12 protein-coding genes and 2 pseudogenes are annotated in these 19,713 nt (G+C 48.4%); 3 read left to right on the top strand and 11 right to left on the bottom strand.

Annotated elements, in window-relative coordinates:
• Positions 1 to 36: 36 nt before the first annotated feature.
• The 3 genes from essB to BV11031_RS01395 all read right to left on the bottom strand — a co-directional run bounded on the left by essB (position 37) and on the right by BV11031_RS01395 (position 2,007).
• Complete coding sequence (essB, locus tag BV11031_RS01405) at positions 37 to 1,389, bottom strand: type VII secretion protein EssB (RefSeq protein WP_010329927.1); 1,353 nt, start codon at positions 1,387 to 1,389, stop codon at positions 37 to 39.
• Between the two features lie 14 nt (positions 1,390 to 1,403).
• On the bottom strand, positions 1,404 to 1,643 hold the full coding sequence (gene yukD, locus BV11031_RS01400) for an ESX secretion system protein YukD (protein ID WP_010329928.1): 240 nt from the start codon (positions 1,641 to 1,643) through the stop codon (positions 1,404 to 1,406).
• A 70-nt stretch (positions 1,644 to 1,713) separates the two neighbouring features.
• Positions 1,714 to 2,007 carry a WXG100 family type VII secretion target gene (locus BV11031_RS01395; RefSeq protein WP_003220661.1) on the bottom strand — a complete coding sequence of 98 codons (294 nt, stop codon included), beginning with the start codon at positions 2,005 to 2,007 and terminating at the stop codon, positions 1,714 to 1,716.
• A 479-nt stretch (positions 2,008 to 2,486) separates the two neighbouring features.
• Between BV11031_RS01395 and BV11031_RS01390 the strand changes: the two are divergent.
• From BV11031_RS01390 to BV11031_RS01380, 3 genes and pseudogenes are all read left to right on the top strand, one after another.
• Positions 2,487 to 3,756: pseudogene (locus tag BV11031_RS01390) on the top strand (PucR family transcriptional regulator).
• A gap of 101 nt (positions 3,757 to 3,857) precedes the next feature.
• The gene (gene ald, locus BV11031_RS01385) at positions 3,858 to 4,994 is read left to right on the top strand and encodes an alanine dehydrogenase (RefSeq protein WP_010329931.1); all 1,137 of its coding nucleotides are present in this window, start codon (positions 3,858 to 3,860) and stop codon (positions 4,992 to 4,994) included.
• Positions 4,995 to 5,106: 112 nt separating this feature from the next.
• Positions 5,107 to 5,785 (top strand): annotated as a pseudogene (locus BV11031_RS01380) (DUF2278 family protein).
• Between the two features lie 41 nt (positions 5,786 to 5,826).
• On the opposite strand, the gene BV11031_RS01375 reads toward BV11031_RS01380, so the two are convergent.
• The 8 genes from BV11031_RS01375 to BV11031_RS01340 form a co-directional block, all read right to left on the bottom strand.
• Positions 5,827 to 6,036 carry an MbtH family protein gene (locus BV11031_RS01375; protein WP_010329932.1) on the bottom strand — a complete coding sequence of 70 codons (210 nt, stop codon included), beginning with the start codon at positions 6,034 to 6,036 and terminating at the stop codon, positions 5,827 to 5,829.
• Positions 6,037 to 6,051: 15 nt separating this feature from the next.
• Positions 6,052 to 13,191: an amino acid adenylation domain-containing protein gene (locus BV11031_RS01370; protein ID WP_010329933.1), complete on the bottom strand. Its 7,140-nt coding sequence runs from the start codon at positions 13,189 to 13,191 to the stop codon at positions 6,052 to 6,054.
• 19 nt (positions 13,192 to 13,210) lie between these two features.
• Positions 13,211 to 14,143 (bottom strand): isochorismatase, encoded by a 933-nt coding sequence (locus BV11031_RS01365; protein ID WP_010329934.1) that lies wholly within the window; start codon positions 14,141 to 14,143, stop codon positions 13,211 to 13,213.
• A 28-nt stretch (positions 14,144 to 14,171) separates the two neighbouring features.
• A complete protein-coding gene (locus tag BV11031_RS01360) occupies positions 14,172 to 15,791 on the bottom strand; it encodes a (2,3-dihydroxybenzoyl)adenylate synthase (RefSeq protein WP_010329935.1) in 1,620 nt (539 codons plus the stop codon).
• 28 nt (positions 15,792 to 15,819) lie between these two features.
• Positions 15,820 to 17,016: an isochorismate synthase DhbC gene (gene dhbC / locus BV11031_RS01355; RefSeq protein WP_010329936.1), complete on the bottom strand. Its 1,197-nt coding sequence runs from the start codon at positions 17,014 to 17,016 to the stop codon at positions 15,820 to 15,822.
• A gap of 24 nt (positions 17,017 to 17,040) precedes the next feature.
• A complete protein-coding gene (locus BV11031_RS01350) occupies positions 17,041 to 17,826 on the bottom strand; it encodes a 2,3-dihydro-2,3-dihydroxybenzoate dehydrogenase (RefSeq protein WP_010329937.1) in 786 nt (261 codons plus the stop codon).
• Positions 17,827 to 18,026: 200 nt separating this feature from the next.
• Positions 18,027 to 18,893: a ferri-bacillibactin esterase BesA gene (gene besA, locus BV11031_RS01345; protein ID WP_010329938.1), complete on the bottom strand. Its 867-nt coding sequence runs from the start codon at positions 18,891 to 18,893 to the stop codon at positions 18,027 to 18,029.
• A 214-nt stretch (positions 18,894 to 19,107) separates the two neighbouring features.
• Entirely contained in the window at positions 19,108 to 19,704 is a 597-nt protein-coding gene (locus BV11031_RS01340; protein WP_010329939.1) for a sulfite oxidase-like oxidoreductase, read from the bottom strand.
• Positions 19,705 to 19,713 lie beyond the last annotated feature (9 nt).

Here is a 19,713-nt window from a genome sequence, read left to right as displayed (position 1 = left end):
CGGCAGCATGCGATGACCTGCGCTTCATGTCTCACGTTATTTGTCATCTTTTTTCTCATCTTTCTTTTCTGTTTCTTTTTCTTTCTTCGCTTGTTCTTCTTTTTTCGCTTTTTCTTCGGCTGCGGCTTTTTCTTCTGCCGCTTTTTCTTCAGCTTGTTGTTTTTGTTCGTCTGTTTGTGTTTGTTCTTCGGTTGTATCAACTAAAGATGTGTCAGTATTAGACTGTTCTTGATTTTCGTCATGCTCCTTTTTTGCTTTTTCAAGTTCACTATTAACTGAATCGAGTTCTTTTTGTATGTCTTCATCATTTGTATCTTCAGATAAAAGCTGCTGTTTATATTTTGCAAGGCCAAAGTAAATATAATCATTGTATTCAAGTTTACGGCCAATACTGATAGCTTCTTTGTAATTCCCTCGGCCATAATCAATCCAATACAAGAAATGCTGAGGGTCTGATTGAAGTGTGACTAAATTATTTTCAATATTTTTAGTTTTTGCACTCCCTAGATTTTCAACCTCAACATAAGACGTCGCCAGCTGATACTGCACCGATTCCGGCAGGCTCTCCGGATCGTATTTTGACAGTGTGCTGATCACCTCACTGTACTGCTTGTTTAAGAAAGCGCGGTTGCTGTCCACTATCGCCTGATGCTTTGGCTGTGCGAAAAATAAGGCGTACATCGAATAAATAAGCGCCGGGACCAGCAAAACAATAAGCCCCAGGCCGATGTATCGCTGAATGTTCCACTTCTTTCTCGGAATATGTATGTATGTTTTCGCTTTGGCTTCAAGCTGATCGATATGGGTTTGAATCAGTTCGAGCAGGTCTTCATAGGACGCTGCATCCAATATCGCCTTAGCTTCTTCGGAGAACGTCAGCGTTTCATTGAATTTCAGGTAGTCTTCAAACGCAAAAGCGCCGTCAACTGCCAAAGCCGCTGCGGCTTTCAGCTCCCGCCACACTCTTTCCTCATCTTGCCCGTATGGAGGAATGCTTTCTTTTACGCCGTAATGAAGAAAATAAGGCGTCAGGCCTTTATCGAATACAATGTTTTCAGGAGCGACAATCACATTAAGCCTCGACAGATTGTGATGCTGTACAGCTTGAACAAGCTGATAGGCAAACTGCCATTTGCTTTTTTTATCTTTAGCTTTCATGAAGCGGAATGCTTTATAGGAGGGAGGAGGTTGGATTGTGATGATCACTTCATCATCCGTCACATCGATCTCTTTATGAAAAAAAGGATTTACATCTTTGATCACGTTGGCTTCGAGACCGTCCAGAAGCTTTATTTTTTCCCGCTGAAAGGTAAATGTATAGCCGGCATCTGTTGTCTCGGCAACGGCTTCTAATTGGTTTTCTACATATGATTTTTGTTTATCCGACATTCAACCAGATCCTTTCATAATATTTCAAGCCGGTCTCCGTTTGTAATGCCGCAATCTGACAGCTTGCATTCTCCGGAAAACACCGTATCCTTATTAACCACTCTGATCCAGTGCCCTTCGCGCGGAGGTATAGCTACGCTTTGAGCCTGCCAAGCAATATCAATTACTTTTTTCACCGGGTGGTAATCTGACAATCTGAGATCAAAGACACTGCCGTTATAATGTTTCAAATCTATCGTAATATCTATATACATTTTAGGATCACCCTTACATAGAAAGAGCGCCGTCTTCTCTTGAATCAGGCGCTCCTTCCCTTTCATACTGTTATCCGCGAATTTGATTTGCGATGTCTTGGTCAGTAGACTCAAGTGTATTTGCAGTTTGATCAAGCTGCTGATTCACATCTTGAAGCAAATCTGACATTTTGATAAATGAAGGTTTGAGCTGCTCGTATTGATCTGCGAACGCTTCACTTGAAGCACCTTCCCACATGCTTTTCAAATCAGAGATCATACGGTTTAAACGATCAACCTGATTTAATACTTCCTGGCTCTCAACGCCGTATTGCTTCGCCATCGCTCTTAGCTCTTCGGGTGTGACACGAATTAATCCTGCCATATTCCTCATTACCTCCTGTGCCATCAGCCTAAATATGGGCTAATTCACTTATTTTTAGAACGTCATTATTATAAAAACAGTTTTTCGGCACAGTCAAACAAATATGTTTTAATTTTACAAAATGAGTCCAATGGTTTATCCCACATCACTTAAAAATGACATATATTGTTAAACAAGTAGGTTCATTTTCTTAATCTTCTCTTCATCCTTCGAATAATCCAAAAGACCCAAATGATTCTCCAACTCCCAAAAAAAACCTTTCAGAAAATTTGATGCTACAGCACCATTTCTGAAAGGTTCAGTTTTTCTTTTACTCTCGTCGTTTGATGACCTTCTTGAAATTATAACAAGGTAAGCTTTCATAATATATAAAGCATCGTACGTTTCTTTAGTATACCGTTTACTCGGTTATTTTGCTTTCGTTCTTTGTTGTTGATTTTCACAAACAACAACAATCATAATAAAAGGTAGAGGATGAGATGTCAAAGAGAAATCAAGCATGAAAAAGTAGGGAGATTTATGACCATGCCGAATGATCCGTTTCAATACAGTTTTGACCGACTTGAAGATGTGGCTGATCATATCAGCGACGTGCTGCGTTGCCCCGTCACTATAGAGGATGTCAACCACAAACTGCTTGCCTACAGTACACACAGCGACTGCACAGACCCTGCCCGAACCGCTACAATCATTGGCAGAAGAGTGCCGGAGAAGGTCATTAACAAGTTGTGGAAAGACGGGACGATCCCAACTCTTTTAAAAACGGAACAGCCGATCAGAGTACAGCAGATAGATGAGGTCGGGCTCAGTAACCGTGTTGCCATTTCGATTTGGAAAAACAACCAAGTGCTTGGCTTCATATGGGCGCTTGAGATCCAAAAGACATTGTCTGACGATGATCTCATGACACTGCAAATGGCGGCAAAAGCAGTGAGAAACAAGCTTCTCAAGCTCCAAATCAGAAAAACGAAAAATGAAGAACGAAGCCAAGAGTTTTTCTGGAAAATGCTTACTGGTCATATTCACCAGGAGCGCGACATGGCCGATGGGTTCCACAAGCTTGGAATGGTTGCTCCTTCTGAGTTTTCCGTGATGATCATCCGGATAAACGGTGAGCTGACGGAAAAAATTGAACAGCAGCTGCAATATTTGCAGGAAACAACCCAGCAGGTTCACGTGCTGCTGACGACCGTGGATTCCAATGAACTCATTATTTTGACCGCGCCCAAAACAGACCGTCCTTTTCAAGATTTAAAACAGTTTGCTTTCAGTACGCAACGACAGCTGAAGGAACGGTATAAAATAGAAGGCGCTTCAATCGCTTTTGGCGGAATATACAACTCTATTTCTTTTGTCTCCCGCTCCTATCAGGAAGCATTGTCCGTTTTAAAAGCGAAGGAACGGTTTGCAGAAGAGACCCAGCATCTTTTCAGCTTTTCTGAGCTAGGCATTTATCAATACTTAGATGTCTTAGATGAAAAACGGAAGCAGACGGGATATTTCAATTATTCGCTTTCCAAACTGGAACAGTATGACCGGGACCACCAGTCAAATATGGTAGAAACACTAGAACGTTTTATAGAAGCTGACAGCAACGTGAATAACGCTGCCAAGGTGTTAAATATACATGTTAATACGTTGAATTACCGCCTCAAACGTATCAGCCAGATCGCTGAAATCGATTTAAAAAATGTAAATCAAAAATTCACCATTTATTTAGATATCAAGCTTCGGCACATGGATTTGTGAAATTTCACAAATCCATGTTTTTTTATTTTCTTATTCAAACAAAGAATTTTCTAAAGAATCAAGCTACACTAAAAACATCACATGTACAGGAGGAGACAGATATGATCATAGGGGTTCCTAAAGAGATAAAAAACAACGAAAACCGTGTGGCACTAACACCTGGGGGCGTTTCTCAGCTCATTTCAAACGGCCACCGGGTGCTCGTTGAAACAGGCGCGGGCCTTGGAAGCGGATTTGAAAACGAAGCCTATGAATCAGCAGGAGCGGAAATCATTGCTGATCCGAAACAGGTATGGAACGCTGAAATGGTCATGAAGGTCAAAGAACCGCTGCCGGAAGAATACGTCTACTTCCGTGAAGGACTTGTGCTGTTTACGTACCTTCATTTGGCAGCTGAGCCTAAGCTTGCACAGGCCTTGAAAGAAAAAGGCGTTACGGCGATCGCATACGAAACGGTTAGTGACGGCCGGTCATTGCCGCTTCTGACGCCAATGTCAGAGGTTGCAGGCAGAATGGCAGCGCAAATCGGAGCTCAATTTTTGGAGAAACCCAAGGGCGGAAAAGGCATTTTGCTTGCCGGAGTGCCAGGCGTTTCCCGCGGCAAAGTAACGATTATCGGAGGAGGCGCCGTCGGCACAAACGCTGCGAAAATGGCTGTCGGACTCGGTGCAGACGTGACTATCATCGACTTAAACGCAGACCGCCTGCGCCAGCTTGATGACATTTTCGGCCATCAGCTGAAAACGTTAATGTCAAATCCGGTCAATATCGCAGATGCTGTGGCGGAAGCGGATCTTCTCATTTGCGCGGTATTAATTCCGGGTGCTAAAGCTCCGACTCTTGTCACCGAGGAAATGGTAAAACAAATGAACCCTGGTTCAGTGATTGTCGATGTTGCGATTGACCAAGGCGGCATCGTCGAAACTGTCGACCATATTACCACACATGATCAGCCGACATATGAAAAACACGGCGTTGTCCACTACGCTGTGGCAAACATGCCGGGCGCTGTCCCTCGGACATCAACAATCGCGCTGACAAACGTTACTGTTCCATACGCGCTGCAAATCGCGAACAAAGGAGCAGCAAAAGCGCTCGCAGACAATGCGGCACTGAGAGCCGGTTTAAACACAGCGAACGGACACGTGACCTATGAGGCTGTGGCAAAGGATTTAGGATACGAGTATGTACCTGCAGAGAAGGCTTTAGAGGATGAGTCATCTGTAGCGGGTGCTTAATTCACATGAAGCCTGCAGAAAGATTTTCTGCAGGCTTTTTTATCTTTTAAAAGGAAAAGAGGAACCATTTCACGAACTAAGACGATGAACTCGATCATAAAGGGGGATTCATATGGCTGTTCAGCAATATGGCGTTTTAAAAGGCATTGTCTTAGACATGAAGCGGGAAACAGATGATGACAGTCCTCATTTCCAAGTCAAAGTGCTTGGTGAGGAGAATACGTATTACAGGTGCGCCATCAATGTGATGTCCAGCTCTGAGGAATCTGAAGTATTGTATGTGGCAGATGATCAGTTTGATTCAAGCACGATCACCACCCTTCCGAACATGCCGTATGGATACGCAAGGATCACTGAGGCAAACCGTGAAATCGCACTGGATTACGTGCGGGGCCATTTGTTTGACTCGCGGGAAATGAAGCCTTTGCGGCATGAAATTACGGGGCCTGATAATGATTTAAATGATTTCATTGAAACGTACATGAAGAAAGCGCTAGTAGAGAAAGCGCCGGTTTATCTTTTTTGGCTCAAAATTCGGGCCGGAACAGGCTGCAGATAAAATATTCGGATTTACTCCGACTAACGGCATGCACAATATCCATATGAATCAAGGAAATGCAATGGATAGCCGCTGGAAAAAAGACAACGGTTCATGGCATGACGGAGGCATTCTGATTCAATTTGCCGATCAGTGGGCCGCTGTGTTTTTAGCATTTTTATCCCAATCTTGGTGTACGGATGAAAACGGAAACCCGGTCAGAGATTGTGATCATACCCAAACGCCTGCGTAAATAGAAGAAAGAGACTGCGGCGAGCAGTCTCTTTTTTGCAATTACACATTTTCAACCGTTTTTAGGCTATTTGGCCTCATATCGCTCCAATGCGATTGGATATAGTCCAGACAAGCTTCACGCCCTTTCTGCTCATGAACGACTGTCCAGCCGCTCGGCACATCGATAAAACCGGGCCACAGAGAATATTGGCCCTCCTCATTAATCAGCACTAAATACGTGCCATTCGCATCTTCAAAAGGATTTACCATCTCTTTCTTCCCCCTTTATTTATTCATTTCTTCCAGTTTGACAGCGAGAACCTTGCCGATTTGAGCGAGCGGTTCGGGCTGGCAAAGATCTTTATGGCGGCAGTCGATGTCGATTTGTTCAATTTGTCCGTTAATATAAGGCTTCCACGAATCTGGTTCAATCGGATCAAACCATTCAGGAATGATTGTAGATCTGAAAAACAAGACATTTCCACGGAAGGTTTTCGGCTTATATGAGCCTAAAATGCCGACAGAATTGACATAGGTGTTCTTCAGATTTAAAATGACTGATTCATCCAGGCTCGCAAGCGCGCTGCCGTCACGGCGGAGAATCTCAATCGCCGTTTCGAAATCAAGCGGTTTATCCCCTAAGCTGTCTGGATCGTACCCGCCTAACGCCAGAAGGGCAATAAGCGCTTCCTCATCATCCGGCGCCTCTTTTATAGGAAGGAAGTGGTTCGGGTAGGCATCCAGCATCACCAGCAGAGATATTTCTTCTCCTTGATTTTGCAGCTGGGTTGCCATTGCTTGAATAACATTCCCGCCAAGGGACCAGCCCAGCAGATGGTACGGGCCTTTCGGCTGAACCGTTCTGATTTGTTCAATATAATCAGCAGCCATGTCATCAAGAGTTTCCGGAAGCTCCTCGCGCTGACCGATACCCCGTGCCTGCAATCCGTAGATCGGATAATCGGTTCCTACATTCGTCATCAAACCGGCATAGCACCAGCTGAGACCGCCTGCCGGATGCACACAGAATAAAGGAGGCTTGTCTCCGCTTGTTCGGAGAGGCAGCAGAACGTCAAGTGCGCTTTGGCTTGATCCCATTTCAAGTCTTTCAGCAAGCCCGGCAACAGTCGGCGCTTCGAATAGGATGCCGATGCTGAGTTCAACGCCGAGCGCTTCACGGATGCGGCTCATCAGCTGAACAGCAAGCAAGGAATGGCCGCCTACATCAAAGAAACGGTCATCAATACCGACACGCGGCAAGTGAAGCACCTCCATAAACAGGTCACAGAGAATTTCTTCCTGCGGTGTTCTTGGTCCGCGTCCTGTCACTGCTGCTGTGAAATTCGGAGCGGGCAGCGCTTTACGGTCAAGCTTTCCATTCGGTGTCAACGGCAATTCTTCCATCGCCACAAAGGCAGAAGGCACCATGTAATCCGGGAGCCTCTCAGCAGCATATTTGCGCAGTTCCGCCGGATCAAACGTTTCTTCCGAAGAAGGTATGACATAAGCTGCCAACCGTTTATCTCCCGGCTGATCCTCACGCACGATTACTGCCGCATCTTCAAGCTGCGAATGCTGAACGAGCGCAGCTTCAATCTCTCCCAGTTCAATCCGGAAGCCCCGAATTTTCACTTGGTGATCGGCACGGCCGACGTAGTCGAGAGAGCCGTCAGCGCGGAGGCGGGCCACATCTCCAGTTCGATACATCCGAGTGCCCGGAGGACCGAACGGATCGGCTATGAAGCGTTCCGCTGTTAGGCCAGACCGCCCTAGATAGCCTCTTGCCAATCCCGCTCCTGATACATACATCTCTCCGGCAACACCCGGCGGCACCGGCTGCAAGCGCTCATCCAGCACATATACGCCAAGATCGGGAATGCCGCAGCCGATCAAGCTGTTTGCCCGTAAAGCCGCAATTTCTCGGTCTAATTCAATATAGCTGACATGCACCGTCGTTTCTGTAATCCCATACATATTGACCAGCTGCGGTCTATTTTCAGGGTGGCTTTTATACCAATCCTCTAGACGGCTGAGTTCAAGCGCTTCCCCGCCAAAAATGATATAGCGCAGACTGAGTGCCTGACCGAGATCCGGCTGCTCCCGTTCCGCTTGCATCAACTGATAGAAAGCGGACGGTGTCTGATTCAGAACGGTCACCCCCTCTTTGACAAGCAGGCGGAGAAACGATTCTGGCGATCTGCTGACGTGATGAGGCACGATCACAAGACGTCCGCCATGCAGCAGAGGACCCCAAATCTCCCACACCGAAAAGTCAAACGCATAGGAATGGAACATGGTCCAGATATCGTCTGAGCTGAAATGGAACCAGTGATCAGTGGCTGCAAATAAACGCGTAACGTTTTGGTGAGGAATCATCACACCTTTTGGAACACCCGTTGAGCCTGATGTATATATGACATACGCCGTATTCAAAGGAGAAAGCGGCTGAATTCTATCTGTATTATTTGGATTCTCAGCAGGGTATCTGTTTAGTTTCTCTGCAAGTTCGGGATCATCCAGTATGATTCTCGGCACATTTTCCGCTGGCGGAATGTGCGCTGCAGCTTTTATGTTCGTCATGATAAACGCCGGCTGCGCATCCTTCAGCATAAAAGCGATTCGGTCTGCCGGATAGTCAGGATCGAGAGGCAAATAAGCTGCGCCGGCTTTCAGCACCGCCAATAGCCCGACAGCCATTTCCAATGACCGAGGCAGTGCCAAAGCGACAAATTGCTCCGGCCCGACGCCTTCACTGATCAGCATTCGGGCAAGCCGATTTGCTCGTTCATTCAGCTCAGCATACCTCAGCGCCTGATCTTCATACACAACGGCAATGGCATCCGGGCTTAAAGCAGCCTGCTTCTCAAACTGCTCCGGCAAACATGCGTGCGGAAGCTTGTCAGAAACACTTTGCCAATCTGTCACCATGTTGCTGCGCTCCTCTGGTGCAAGGATGTCCAGATTTCCGATGTGCTGGTCGGGATCAGATTCGGCAGCCTCAAGCAGGCGCATCAGACGGTCAGCAAGAGCTTGTGCAGTTTCCCGCTTGAAAAGATCCGTGCTGTACTCGAGCAGCCCTTCCAATCCGTTTGGAGTCCCGTCAGCAAGACGGTTTTCACTGATTTCAAGCGTCAAATCAAACTTGGCAGAACCGACACTATGGATCTGCAGGCTGCTGTCCATGTCAGGAAGATGCAGTTCAGCATCCGGTGTGTTTTGGAACGCAAGCATGATTTGGAATAAAGGATGCGTCGCACGCGATCGAGCCGGATTGAGCACCTCAACGAGTCTCTCAAACGGCAGATCCTGATTTTCATAGGCTGCCAGATTCACTTCCCTCACTCTGTCAAGAAGCTCACGGAAGCTTGGATCACCGGACGTATCGGTTCTGAGCACCAATGTATTGATAAACAGCCCCACCAAATCGCCCAGCGCATCATCATTCCGCCCCGCGATCGGACTGCCGACCGGAATATCAGTGCCCGCCCCAAGCCTTGTCAATAAAGCGGCGAGACCGGATTGAAGCACCATAAACAGACTCACCCTATTTGCGCGGGCCAGCTCCTGTAATCGCTTGTGCAACTCGGGCTCAATGCGGAAATGAATCGTATCCCCATCATGACTCGGCTCAGCCGGACGTGAATAATCTGTTGGCAGTTCAAGCTGATCAGGCAAATTCCTGAGGGTTTCTTTCCAGAAAGCAAGCTGTCCGGCAATCAAACTATTTGGATCATCGCCGCTTCCAAGCAGTTCTTGCTGCCAAAGCGCATAGTCTGCATATTGCACAGCAAGGGGCGCCCATTCAGGAGCTTTTCCGTGGCAGCGAGCCGCATATGCCGCCCCAAGATCTCGGGTCAGAGGCGTTAAGGACCAGCCATCTCCGACAATATGATGCACGAGGAGGAGCAGCACGCACTCGCCAGGACCGATGACAAAAAGCTCGGCACGAAAAGCAGGTTCAGCTGCAAGATCAAAACTGTAGCGCACAGCTTCGGCAAGCCGCTCAGAAAGTTCCTTCTCAGCCATTTCTGTAACATGTAAAACAGGCCGGGCTTGATCAGCGTCTAAAATATGCTGATAGGATGTCCCCTGTGATTCGGGGAAGATCGTCCGAAGGCTTTCATGGCGGCAGACGAGATCATAAAGTGCCGCTTGCAGCACACTTTGATCCAGCTCACCCGACAAACGGATAGCAACCGGAATATTATAAGTGGGGCTCGGCCCTTCCAGGCAATGGAGGAACCACAGCCGGCGCTGGGCAAAAGATAGCGGGATCTTTTCAGGCCGCTCAGCTCTTTGCAACGCGGGACGCACACTCTGCGCCTGGTCAAGATGGGCAGCTAGTCCGGCTACTGTCGGTTCGTCAAAGAGCTTGGCGATACCGAGTTCGGCGCCCATTACCTCACGAATGCGGCTCATCAAACGGGCTGCAAGAAGAGAATGACCGCCAAGCTCGAAGAAACTGTCATCAATGCCGACGCGTGCCAAACCAAGAACCTCGGCAAACAAATCACACAATATCTCTTCTTGTGGCGTCCTCGGTCCCCGATCGCTGACAGATGTACTAAAATCAGGCGCTGGCAGCGCTTTTCGATTAAGCTTGCCATTAGGTGTTAATGGCAGTTCGTCCATCTCCACAAATGCCGCCGGCACCATATAATCTGGAAGACTGGCGCCCACATAACGGCGAAGCTCGGCAGTATCAATAGCTTCTGCAGCAACCATATATGCAACCAATCGTTTGTCTCCCGGCTGATCTTCCCGAACGACAACCGCGGCCTGTTCAATGTCCGGATGCTTGGCAATCACGGCATCAATTTCTCCAAGTTCAATTCGGAATCCGCGGATTTTAATTTGATGATCCGCCCGTCCGATATAGTCCAAAGAGCCATCAGCGCGCCAGCGGGCCTGGTCTCCGGTTCGATACATCCGAGTCCCCGGCGGTCCGTATGGATCTGCAATAAAGCGCTCAGCCGTTAAATCAGGGCGGCGGAAATAACCTCTGGCCAAGCCGGTTCCTGCAATATAAAGCTCTCCGACAACGCCCGGCGGCACCGGCTGCAAACCGTGATCAAGCACATATACCTGCGTGTTCCAAATCGGTTTGCCAATCGCCGGAACGCCCTTCACCCCTTTTTCAAGAAAAGCTGCTGCAGACCAAATCGTTGTTTCAGTCGGGCCGTATAAGTTCGTGACTGGACACTGGAGCTCGTGTAGCGCCTGCAAAAGGCCGCTCGGCAGCGCCTCGCCTCCAACAAGCACTCTGAGCCCCCGAAGTGTCTCAGGTTCATTCGCCACCAGAGCATGCCATAGTGTCGGTGTCGCCTGCATAATATTGATATCGAAATATTCAATCATTTGAGCTAATGTCTGTGGCTCACGGATCGTTTCTTTCTTAGCGATCACGATTTGCGCCCCGCTGATAAGCGGAAGAAATAACTCCAATGCCGAAATATCAAAAGCGACAGTCGTCACAGCCAACAGCCTGTCTTCTTCTCCTAGAGAAAATGCCTCCTGCATGGACAGCAGAAAATTACTCAAGCTTTTCAGCGTAACAACGACACCCTTCGGCCTTCCTGTTGATCCTGAGGTATAGATGATATACGCAGGATGGGCAAGAGAAACCGATACATTGGGATTGCCAGGCGAATAACGTTTTACAATCTCCTGCGTCACAGTCTGATCAAGCACAAGCTGCGGAACAGACAGGTCATCAGGCAGACGGGCTGCTATTTCCTCAGTCGTTAAGATGCATGAAGGTTTTGCGTCCTTGAGCATGTAAGAAATTCGATCGGCCGGAAACTCGGGATCGAGCGGAAGATACGCCGCACCAGTCTTTAGTACAGCAAGCATCGAAGCTACCATCTCTGGGGAACGCGGCAGCGCCAAAGCGACATATTGCTCCGGTCCAAGCCCTTTTTCGATCAACAGATGCGCGAGACGGTTTGCCTTTTCATTTAACTCTTGATAGTTTACTTGAACGCCATCACATATGAGAGCGATACGTTCAGGTGTAAGGATTGCCTGCCTTTCAAACATGTCCCGAAGGCTGAGCAGCTTCTCAGATTTTGCCGTCTCATTCCATTCACGAATGACTTGTTTTTTCTCCTCTGCCAATAGAAGCTCCATTTGCCCTATCAGCATGTCTTCCCCGGCTGAAGCCGTTTGCAGCAACTGCAAAATACGCTGCTGATGAAGCTGAATATCAAACTCGCTGTAAACCTCAGGATTCGCGTCTATATCAATCCGCAGCCCTCTGCCGTCCGTTCTGTCATAGACATTGATTGATAGATCATCGACAGGACCGGCTGAGAGATTATGCGTTGTTCCCCGGGCCCCGGCAAAATCGAGCCCGTAATCAAATGGCATGAGGTTCATTTGCGGTCCAAATAACCTATGGTTTTCTCCTATCAATTTCAGATCTCGCCGAAGCTCTTCATGGCGATACTTATGATGTCGCCGTAAACTGCGGATTTCCCGGGAAATTTGCTGAATAAGTTCAGAAAAGCTCATCGAAGAGCTGACGGAAAGCCGGAGAGGGAGAAGATTCATCACCATAGCCGGCACTTTCAGTGATGCGGACCCTATCCGTCCCATCATAGGAAGACCGAGCACAACATCCTCAGAGCCAGTCATGCGGTGCACATAAACAGCTGTCACCGCAATCATGACTTCATGCCAGGTTCCTGAGAAATAGCGCGCCGCTTCTTTTAACGTGTTTACATCAGATAGAGGCAGATGCGCCGTATGACGAAGAAAACGGTTAGATGTTCTTGGCGCCCGATCAGCCAAACTCACAACCTCAGGTTCATCAGCAAAACGATTCAGCCAGAATTGGCGATCCTTCTCGTACTGCTCTGATGCGCGATAATCTGCATCCTCCTCCAAAATGGCCCGGAGAGAACCAAAGGAACGACCATCAGTTGATTGTCCTTTCATAAGCGCGGCATACGTACTTGCCACACGCTGGGCAATGAGGGAAAAACCGAAGCCGTCAATCGCAATATGGTGAATGCGCTGATACCAAAAGAAACGATCAGGTCCGGCTAAAAACAGAGCTTCATTGAACAAAGGGTCATGTCTTAAATCGACTGGCTTTGCCAAATCGGCCTTCATCCAGTGTAATGCTGTTTTTTCCGGATCAGGCTCAGAGCTGACATCAATGACATGCAGCTGTACATCTGGAGACAGGTTCATCATCTGCCAAGGCCCGTCCATGTTTTCACCGAAGCGGACATGCAGCGATTCCGCTTCCTTTATCACACGCCGCAAAGCTTCTTCAAAAAGAGCAATATTGAGTGTTCCATTGATTTCTATATATTCCGCCGTATTGTAGATTGGATTGTCCGGATCAAGCTGCTGTGCAAACCATATGCCGGTTTGCGCTCCGGTCAAAGAATATTGAAGGTCTTTTGTATCAGGCATCCGTTTGTTTACCCTCCCTTTATAAATAATCCGCGTTTGGCAGCACTTGCTGGCGGGTTGTGAGCAATTTCTGCCAGTCTTCGATCGTCGGGCGTTCAGCCAGTTCAACGAATGTCACCTCAGCTCCTTCACGGCGCCATTGTTCTACCAATGTCATGATCCTTACCGAATCAAGCCCGCGTTCGAGCAAATCCTCTTGATCTGTAATTTCCTCAGGTGTTTCTTGAAGGAGTTCAGCAATTTGTTTACGGATGTTCTCACATGTAAACACTTCTTTGCCAGTCGTTACGGACGTTTTCTGAGCAGGTGCAGGCGCATTCTTCAGCTGATCGAGAAGACTGTCAGTCATCACGGTAAATGCGCAGCGCCCCGCCGCATAATCAAGCGCCATTTGATGTTTTTCTAATGAAAAATCAGCAACCGCGTCTCCCACGAAAAAGGCTTCAATGTCCTCCATAAATGCTTCACATGCTGTAACAAGACAGCCAATATGGGCGTAAATCCCCGAAATGATCAGCTGATCGCGCCCCTCTTTGCGCATGATCTCAAGCAGATTCGTTCTCTTAAACGCGCTGTATCTCCATTTTGTCAGCACGAGATCAGCATCTTCCGGTGCCAGTTCGGTGATGATTTTCTCCTCATAAGGGCCGCTGTTTAACCCCGGACCCCAAAAGTCTGTCAGCAGCGCCCGATCAGCCGGGTTTTGGCTTCCAGGCTGCGCGGTATAGACAACAGGAATTCCAAGCTGGGCACATTGATCCTTCAGCTTCCGTATATTTGCTGAAAGCTCTGTTACTGGTGACGATCCCGCCGTGAAAGCATCGACAAAATAGTTTTGCATATCGTGTATTAACAGAACTGCCCGATTGGGATTAGGCACCCATGAAACTTTGTTTTTCGGCATATCAGACGCTTTCGGCATTTGATACGGCTGAATGGCAGGTATAGCCATTTGAACACTCCCTCTCAAATTGTTTGTTTTAGTTTTTTGAACCTGCAAGAAGCTTCTCGGCAATGGCTTCTCGAAGCGCTTTTTTGCTGACTTTTCCCACCCCTGTCTGCGGGAAGGAGCCAACAAATTCAATGCGGTCGGGGATCTTGTATGCAGCCAGTCCGCGTTCTCTCAAAAACGCTTTGAGCGCTGCGGCTTTCGGGGCTTCATCCCGGGGAATAATGAACACACAAGATCTTTCGCCAAGAAATTGGTCAGGCATGGAGACCATTGCCGCATCATGGACATCCGGATGCGCCAGCAGATGATTTTCTACCTCTTCAGCCGCCACTTTTTCTCCCCCGCGGTTAATTTGGTCCTTCGCACGGCCTTCAACGACAATGTAGCCGCCTGGTGTCATCCTGACGATGTCACCTGTGCGGTAAAAACCGTCCTTCGTAAATGAAGCGGCGTTATGCTCTTCTGCCTTATAGTAACCCCGAATCGTGTACGGCCCACGCGTCAGCAGATGCCCTGTTTCACCGGGTTTTACGTCACGATCCTGATCATCCCAAACACGCACTTCATCAAATGGGGACATCGGTTTTCCTTGGGTGTTGACAATGACTTCCTCAGAGTCATCCAGTCTCGTATAATTGACCAGACCCTCTGCCATTCCGAACACCTGCTGCAGCGTACAGCCGAATACAGCTTTTACCTTTCGCGCAGCTTCAGCGCTAAACTTGGCGCCGCCGACCTGCAGCACTTGAAGGCTGGATAGGTCGTCATCGCGTGTGGATGCCGCCTCCATCCATACCATCGCAAGAGGCGGAACGAGAGCGGTAATCGTGACTTGTTCCCGTTCAATCAAAGGAAATGCGTCATCCGGACTTGGAGAAGGAGATAATACCACTCTTCCACCAGCGTATAATACGCCGAGAACTCCAGGAGAGCTCAGCGGATAATTGTGCGCCATCGGCAATGCCGCCAAATACACCGTGCTGTGGTCGAGCCAGCAGACCTCTACACTCCGCTTCAGACTGTAAATATAATCATCGTGGGTCCTCGGAATCAGTTTCGAGAGGCCGGTGCTTCCGCCAGAAAGCTGAAGGAAAGCCACGTCCGAAGCTTTGACCTCAGGAAAGGTTTCAGGTTCTGTATGCAAATCCTCCAGCGGCAAAAATTCCTCTGCCTCACCTGCGACAATGACATGTTTTAAAGATGGCCATTTGCTTTGAACCTGTCTGGCAAGTGAACGGTAGTCAAAGCCGGAATAAGAGTCGGGAATGATATAAGCAGCCGCTTCAGCAAACTCGCAAAAATATGTAATTTCACTGCTTCGATGTGAAGGCAGTGCGAAGACCGGGAGCGCCCCCAGACGGAAGAGCGCGAAAATGACTTCAAAAAACTCTGCGATATTCGGCAGCTGCACCACAACACGATCCATCTGTTGAATGCCGAGCTTCTGAAAACCGGCAGCCAGGCGATCAACCCTTGTGTCAAGCTCCTGATAACTCCAATGGGCATTTCCGCAAGTAATTGCGATGCGGTCTCCATGTTTGGCAGCCCGGTCCCTTAACAAATCCCCAAACGTCTCACCGGCCCAGCAGCCATTCTTCCGATATGCCTCAGCTATCTCATCAGGCCAAGGCGTACATCCATTCAACATGTTGCATCCCTCCAGCAATTCATTCTGATCATATATGATTCACGCCCATCGCCCGCAGCATTGTCCGAAACTTCGCGGATGTTTCCTGAAGCTCGTCCTCGGGTTTTGATCCGGCAACAACACCGGCTCCTGCATACAGGCGAAGCGAGCGTTCTTTTGCCTCTGCACAGCGGATCGTCACGATCCATTCTCCGTCCCCCGCATCATCGCACCAGCCAAGCATGCCCGTGAAGAAACCGCGGTCAAAAGGTTCAATGCTGAGAATTGCTTCTCTTGCAAGATCAGTCGGTGTCCCGCAGACGGCTGGTGTCGGATGGAGCGCGGCAGCCAATTCCAGTGCGGTTACAGACGGATCGGAAAGTTCTCCCTTAATCACACTGGACAGATGCCACATCGTCTCCGTTTGGATCAACGAAGGCTTATCCGGGACATCCAGCGTCCGGCAGAAAGGCCGCAGCGCTGCCGCAACCGCGTCAGCCACAACCGCATGCTCATGGAGATCCTTTGCGGAAGAAAGCAATTCAGCAGCCCGGCCCTGGTCTTCCACAGGATCATCACTGCGAGGCCTTGAGCCGGCTAATGGATTGGAAACGACATGGGTTCCCATTCTTGAAACGAGAAGCTCTGGACTTGCACCGAGCAATGTTCGGCGGGAAGACGGTTCCGCTTGGCTGGACACGTCTGCGGCAAATGTGTAGCCGTGCGTGTTATGCCGCGCCAGATGGCGAAGCAGTTCATCCGTCTGAATCGGTTCTGACGATGTCAAATGCAGCGTTCTGGACATGACGATCTTGCTGAGCGTGCCATTGGCAATGCGTGCCAGTCCTTGCTCGACGCCATTTTTGTATTCTTCCGGTGCAGGAACAGGCTCTATGTGGTATGTATGTTCCGGCTGCTGTTCATTCTCCGCGTAATCAAATTGAAGCGGTCCTGATGAGCGCACCTCTTCAGGAACAATAAGCCGAGCTTCTTTTACATGGTCAAAAGGAACGGCTCCGACAACAAGCGGGCGGCTTTGTCCCGATTGCTTCGCTTGACGCAGCGTTTCTGTAATACGTCTGGAAAGGGTTTCAATTTGGTTTTGCCCTTCTGCCTTCGGTACGATTTCCCTTACACCTTTCGCTAACAGCACGCGATGAGGGGATGCGATGAAAAAATCACCCGGCTGATACTCGTGAAGCACATGCTCCGCTTTTGTTTCTGATATAACGTTTTGTTTCAGCATTCTCATAAACCTCCTTTAAATGAGTTACACGCCTAAGGTCGCGCCGCCATCTACGCATAAATTATGCATGGTAATGTGCCCAGCCTGGCCAGAAACCAGAAAAAGCACGGCACCCGCAATATCCGAAGGCTGAGCCAGTTTTTTGAGCGGGATTCCAGTCTTATATGTCTCAAGTGATCCTTTTATGACTTGCTCTGCTCCATTTTCATCGGTCCATAATGACCACTGCATGTCTGTTTCTGTTGAACCGGGGGATACAATATTGCAGCGGATATGATATTCTGCAAGCTCAAGGCCAAGACATTTCGTAAACATCACAGCCGCAGCCTTTGAAGAAGCATATGCCGCCATTGATGTCCTCGGCACACCGGCAGCATTCGATCCGACCGTTACAATCGAACCTGATCTCCGGTCCATCATATATTTGCTGACTGAACGCGAGACGTTAAACACGCCGGTCGAATTCACTGCGAACGTGGCCTCCCATTCTTCATCACTGAGTGTATGGATCAGCCCCGGGCAAAGGACACCCGCTACATTCACCAACATATCGATCGGCCCCATTTCACGTTCGATGCGCGCCGTGGTCTCGTCAATCGCCGCGCTGTCTCTCACATCCGCAGGAAAGGCTTCCGCATGGCAGCCTTCGTCTTTGAGGCTATTCACAACCTTTTGAAGCTTTTCAGGATGATAATCGACTGCCGCAATGTGCGCGCCTTGATCGGCAAGCGTCCGCGCAACAGCTTCACCTATTCCTTGGGCAGCTCCTGTTATCAAAGCAATTTTGCCCTTTATACCCATAGCATCCATATCATCAATTCCTTTCTTTACTTCAGATGCCGAACGGGCATCCAGTGAAAAAGACTATGGCGCCTCAAAAAGAAAAGCGCAACCTATTGATAATGATTATCATTATCAATTATAAAAATAATCATATCCAAATGTCATGTGACAGTCAAATATAATTTCAGTGATGACTATTTATTTTTAGAAGCAAGGCTGAGAATGTCTCAGCCCATTGACATATGCGGGCCGTCAGGGTGAAGCGCAAAACGCAGCGCCCGGCTGACCAAAACAGGAAGAACAGAAATATGCCCTTCTCCTGAAAACTCGCAAAATTCTGCCCGTATGCCTTGTTCAGATAAAACGGCCAGCCGCTCGTAAAGCTCCCTCGCATTATCGTTCATCCGGCTTTTATGATGCTGCTCCAATTCTCCTGCGGCAAGCAGGAGATTGATAGCCTGATTGTTTTTCTTTAAGCGGGAGACAAAATGGTCCGTTTTATCGAGAATAAATGGTTTATTCCAATGAATAGAAGGACTTCCCGCGACATACGTTTGAAACGCATCCGGCTTTGTTAACAGCACCTGCAGCACGAACAGCCCGCCAAGTGAGTGGCCAAAGATTGTTTGTCTGTTTCTGTCAATCTGGTAATCTCGTTCTATCTCTGGTTTCAGATCCTCCTCAATAAAACTGAAGAACCCCTCTGCTCCGCCATGTTCCGGCCAATCTTTTCCGTCGGGCCTTTTCGGCAGCTTTGATTCAGCCGTCGGCATTGTAAAATCCCGGTGACGCGCTGAGGAAAACGGTTCTGCTGTCTCATAGCCAATGCCGACAATTACAGCAGGGATCACCCCGGTTTTTTCAGGACGGCGCCCCTGTATTCGAACGGCTTCCGCCATCGTTCCGAAGACAGAATTGGCATCCAGCAGATAAATCACAGGATAACCAGCGCGCTGAGGCGGCGTACTCGGTTTCGAAATGAAAATTTGATAGGTACGGTTGTGATTGCGTGAAGACATGATACGCACTTCCGTACCAGGAATGGTATATGCGTTTTGTGTCCCGCCTTTCGCCCGGTCGATTTTCTCTTTCATGCAGTACGACATTCCTCTCCTTAAACTAAAACCACAATTTGTGATAATGATTTTCACTATCAACTAGACAACTCAAATAATAGGTTTTCTTCCAAAGAAAGTCAACTTTTTCCCGAATAAAAAAGGCACCTTCATCAAATAAGGTACCTGAAGACTAATGATATGGAAATAAAAACCTGATAAGGATGCAAATTGTCCTGCACGAAATAGAACCTTAATCCCAAGTAAATCTTTGATTTTGCCAAGGATCGCCTCTCATGTGATAACCGTTCTGCTCCCAAAAGCCAGGATGGTTCTCTTTCGTAAATTGGATGCCGCGCAGCCACTTGGCGCTTTTCCAAAAATACAGATGCGGAAACACCCCCCGCAGCGGAAAGCCGTGTTCAGGCGTTAAGGGTTCGCCATTATGCGTATAGGCCAGAAGGGAGGTTTCCGCTAAAAAGTCATTGAGCGGCAGATTGGTCGTCCACCCCTCTTCCGCATGTAAAATGACGTAGCCCGCTTCTTCTTTGACACCCGCTTTTTCCGCTAGATCACGAGCCCGCACGCCCTGCCATACATTATCAAGCCGTGACCACCCCGTGACGCAATGGATGTCATTTTTCGATTCGTACTGAGGAAAGGCTTTGACATCTTCAAAGCTTAGCAGCATCGGATGGTCAACCAATCCGTATATTTGAAGATTCCATTTGGCCATATCCTTGTAATATGGAACATTTCCCGTATGAAGCACGGGAAATGAGGTTGTGACGTTTTGATTTGGCGGTACTCTCCCCGATTGATCGGATTGTTTTGTTTTTCCGAAATACATACAAAACCT

Origin of the sequence: Bacillus vallismortis, assembly GCF_004116955.1 — a bacterium.
GTDB lineage: Bacteria > Bacillota > Bacilli > Bacillales > Bacillaceae > Bacillus > Bacillus vallismortis.
Note: the sequence above shows the minus strand (reverse complement) of the source record. Positions and strands in the feature narration are given on the sequence as shown.

Excerpts from the sequence above, each read along its gene's own strand:
- BV11031_RS01365 (WP_010329934.1), bottom strand. The coding sequence starts at position 14,143 with ATGGCTATACCTGCCATTCAGCCGTATCAAATGCCGAAAGCGTCTGAT.
- ald (WP_010329931.1), top strand. The coding sequence starts at position 3,858 with ATGATCATAGGGGTTCCTAAAGAGATAAAAAACAACGAAAACCGTGTG.
- BV11031_RS01395 (WP_003220661.1), bottom strand. The coding sequence starts at position 2,007 with ATGGCAGGATTAATTCGTGTCACACCCGAAGAGCTAAGAGCGATGGCG.
- besA (WP_010329938.1), bottom strand. The coding sequence starts at position 18,893 with ATGAAAGAGAAAATCGACCGGGCGAAAGGCGGGACACAAAACGCATAT.
- yukD (WP_010329928.1), bottom strand. The coding sequence starts at position 1,643 with ATGTATATAGATATTACGATAGATTTGAAACATTATAACGGCAGTGTC.
- BV11031_RS01360 (WP_010329935.1), bottom strand. The coding sequence starts at position 15,791 with ATGTTGAATGGATGTACGCCTTGGCCTGATGAGATAGCTGAGGCATAT.
- dhbC (WP_010329936.1), bottom strand. The coding sequence starts at position 17,016 with ATGCTGAAACAAAACGTTATATCAGAAACAAAAGCGGAGCATGTGCTT.
- BV11031_RS01370 (WP_010329933.1), bottom strand. The coding sequence starts at position 13,191 with ATGCCTGATACAAAAGACCTTCAATATTCTTTGACCGGAGCGCAAACC.
- essB (WP_010329927.1), bottom strand. The coding sequence starts at position 1,389 with ATGTCGGATAAACAAAAATCATATGTAGAAAACCAATTAGAAGCCGTT.
- BV11031_RS01375 (WP_010329932.1), bottom strand. The coding sequence starts at position 6,036 with ATGGTAAATCCTTTTGAAGATGCGAATGGCACGTATTTAGTGCTGATT.
- BV11031_RS01340 (WP_010329939.1), bottom strand. The coding sequence starts at position 19,704 with ATGTATTTCGGAAAAACAAAACAATCCGATCAATCGGGGAGAGTACCG.
- BV11031_RS01350 (WP_010329937.1), bottom strand. The coding sequence starts at position 17,826 with ATGGATGCTATGGGTATAAAGGGCAAAATTGCTTTGATAACAGGAGCT.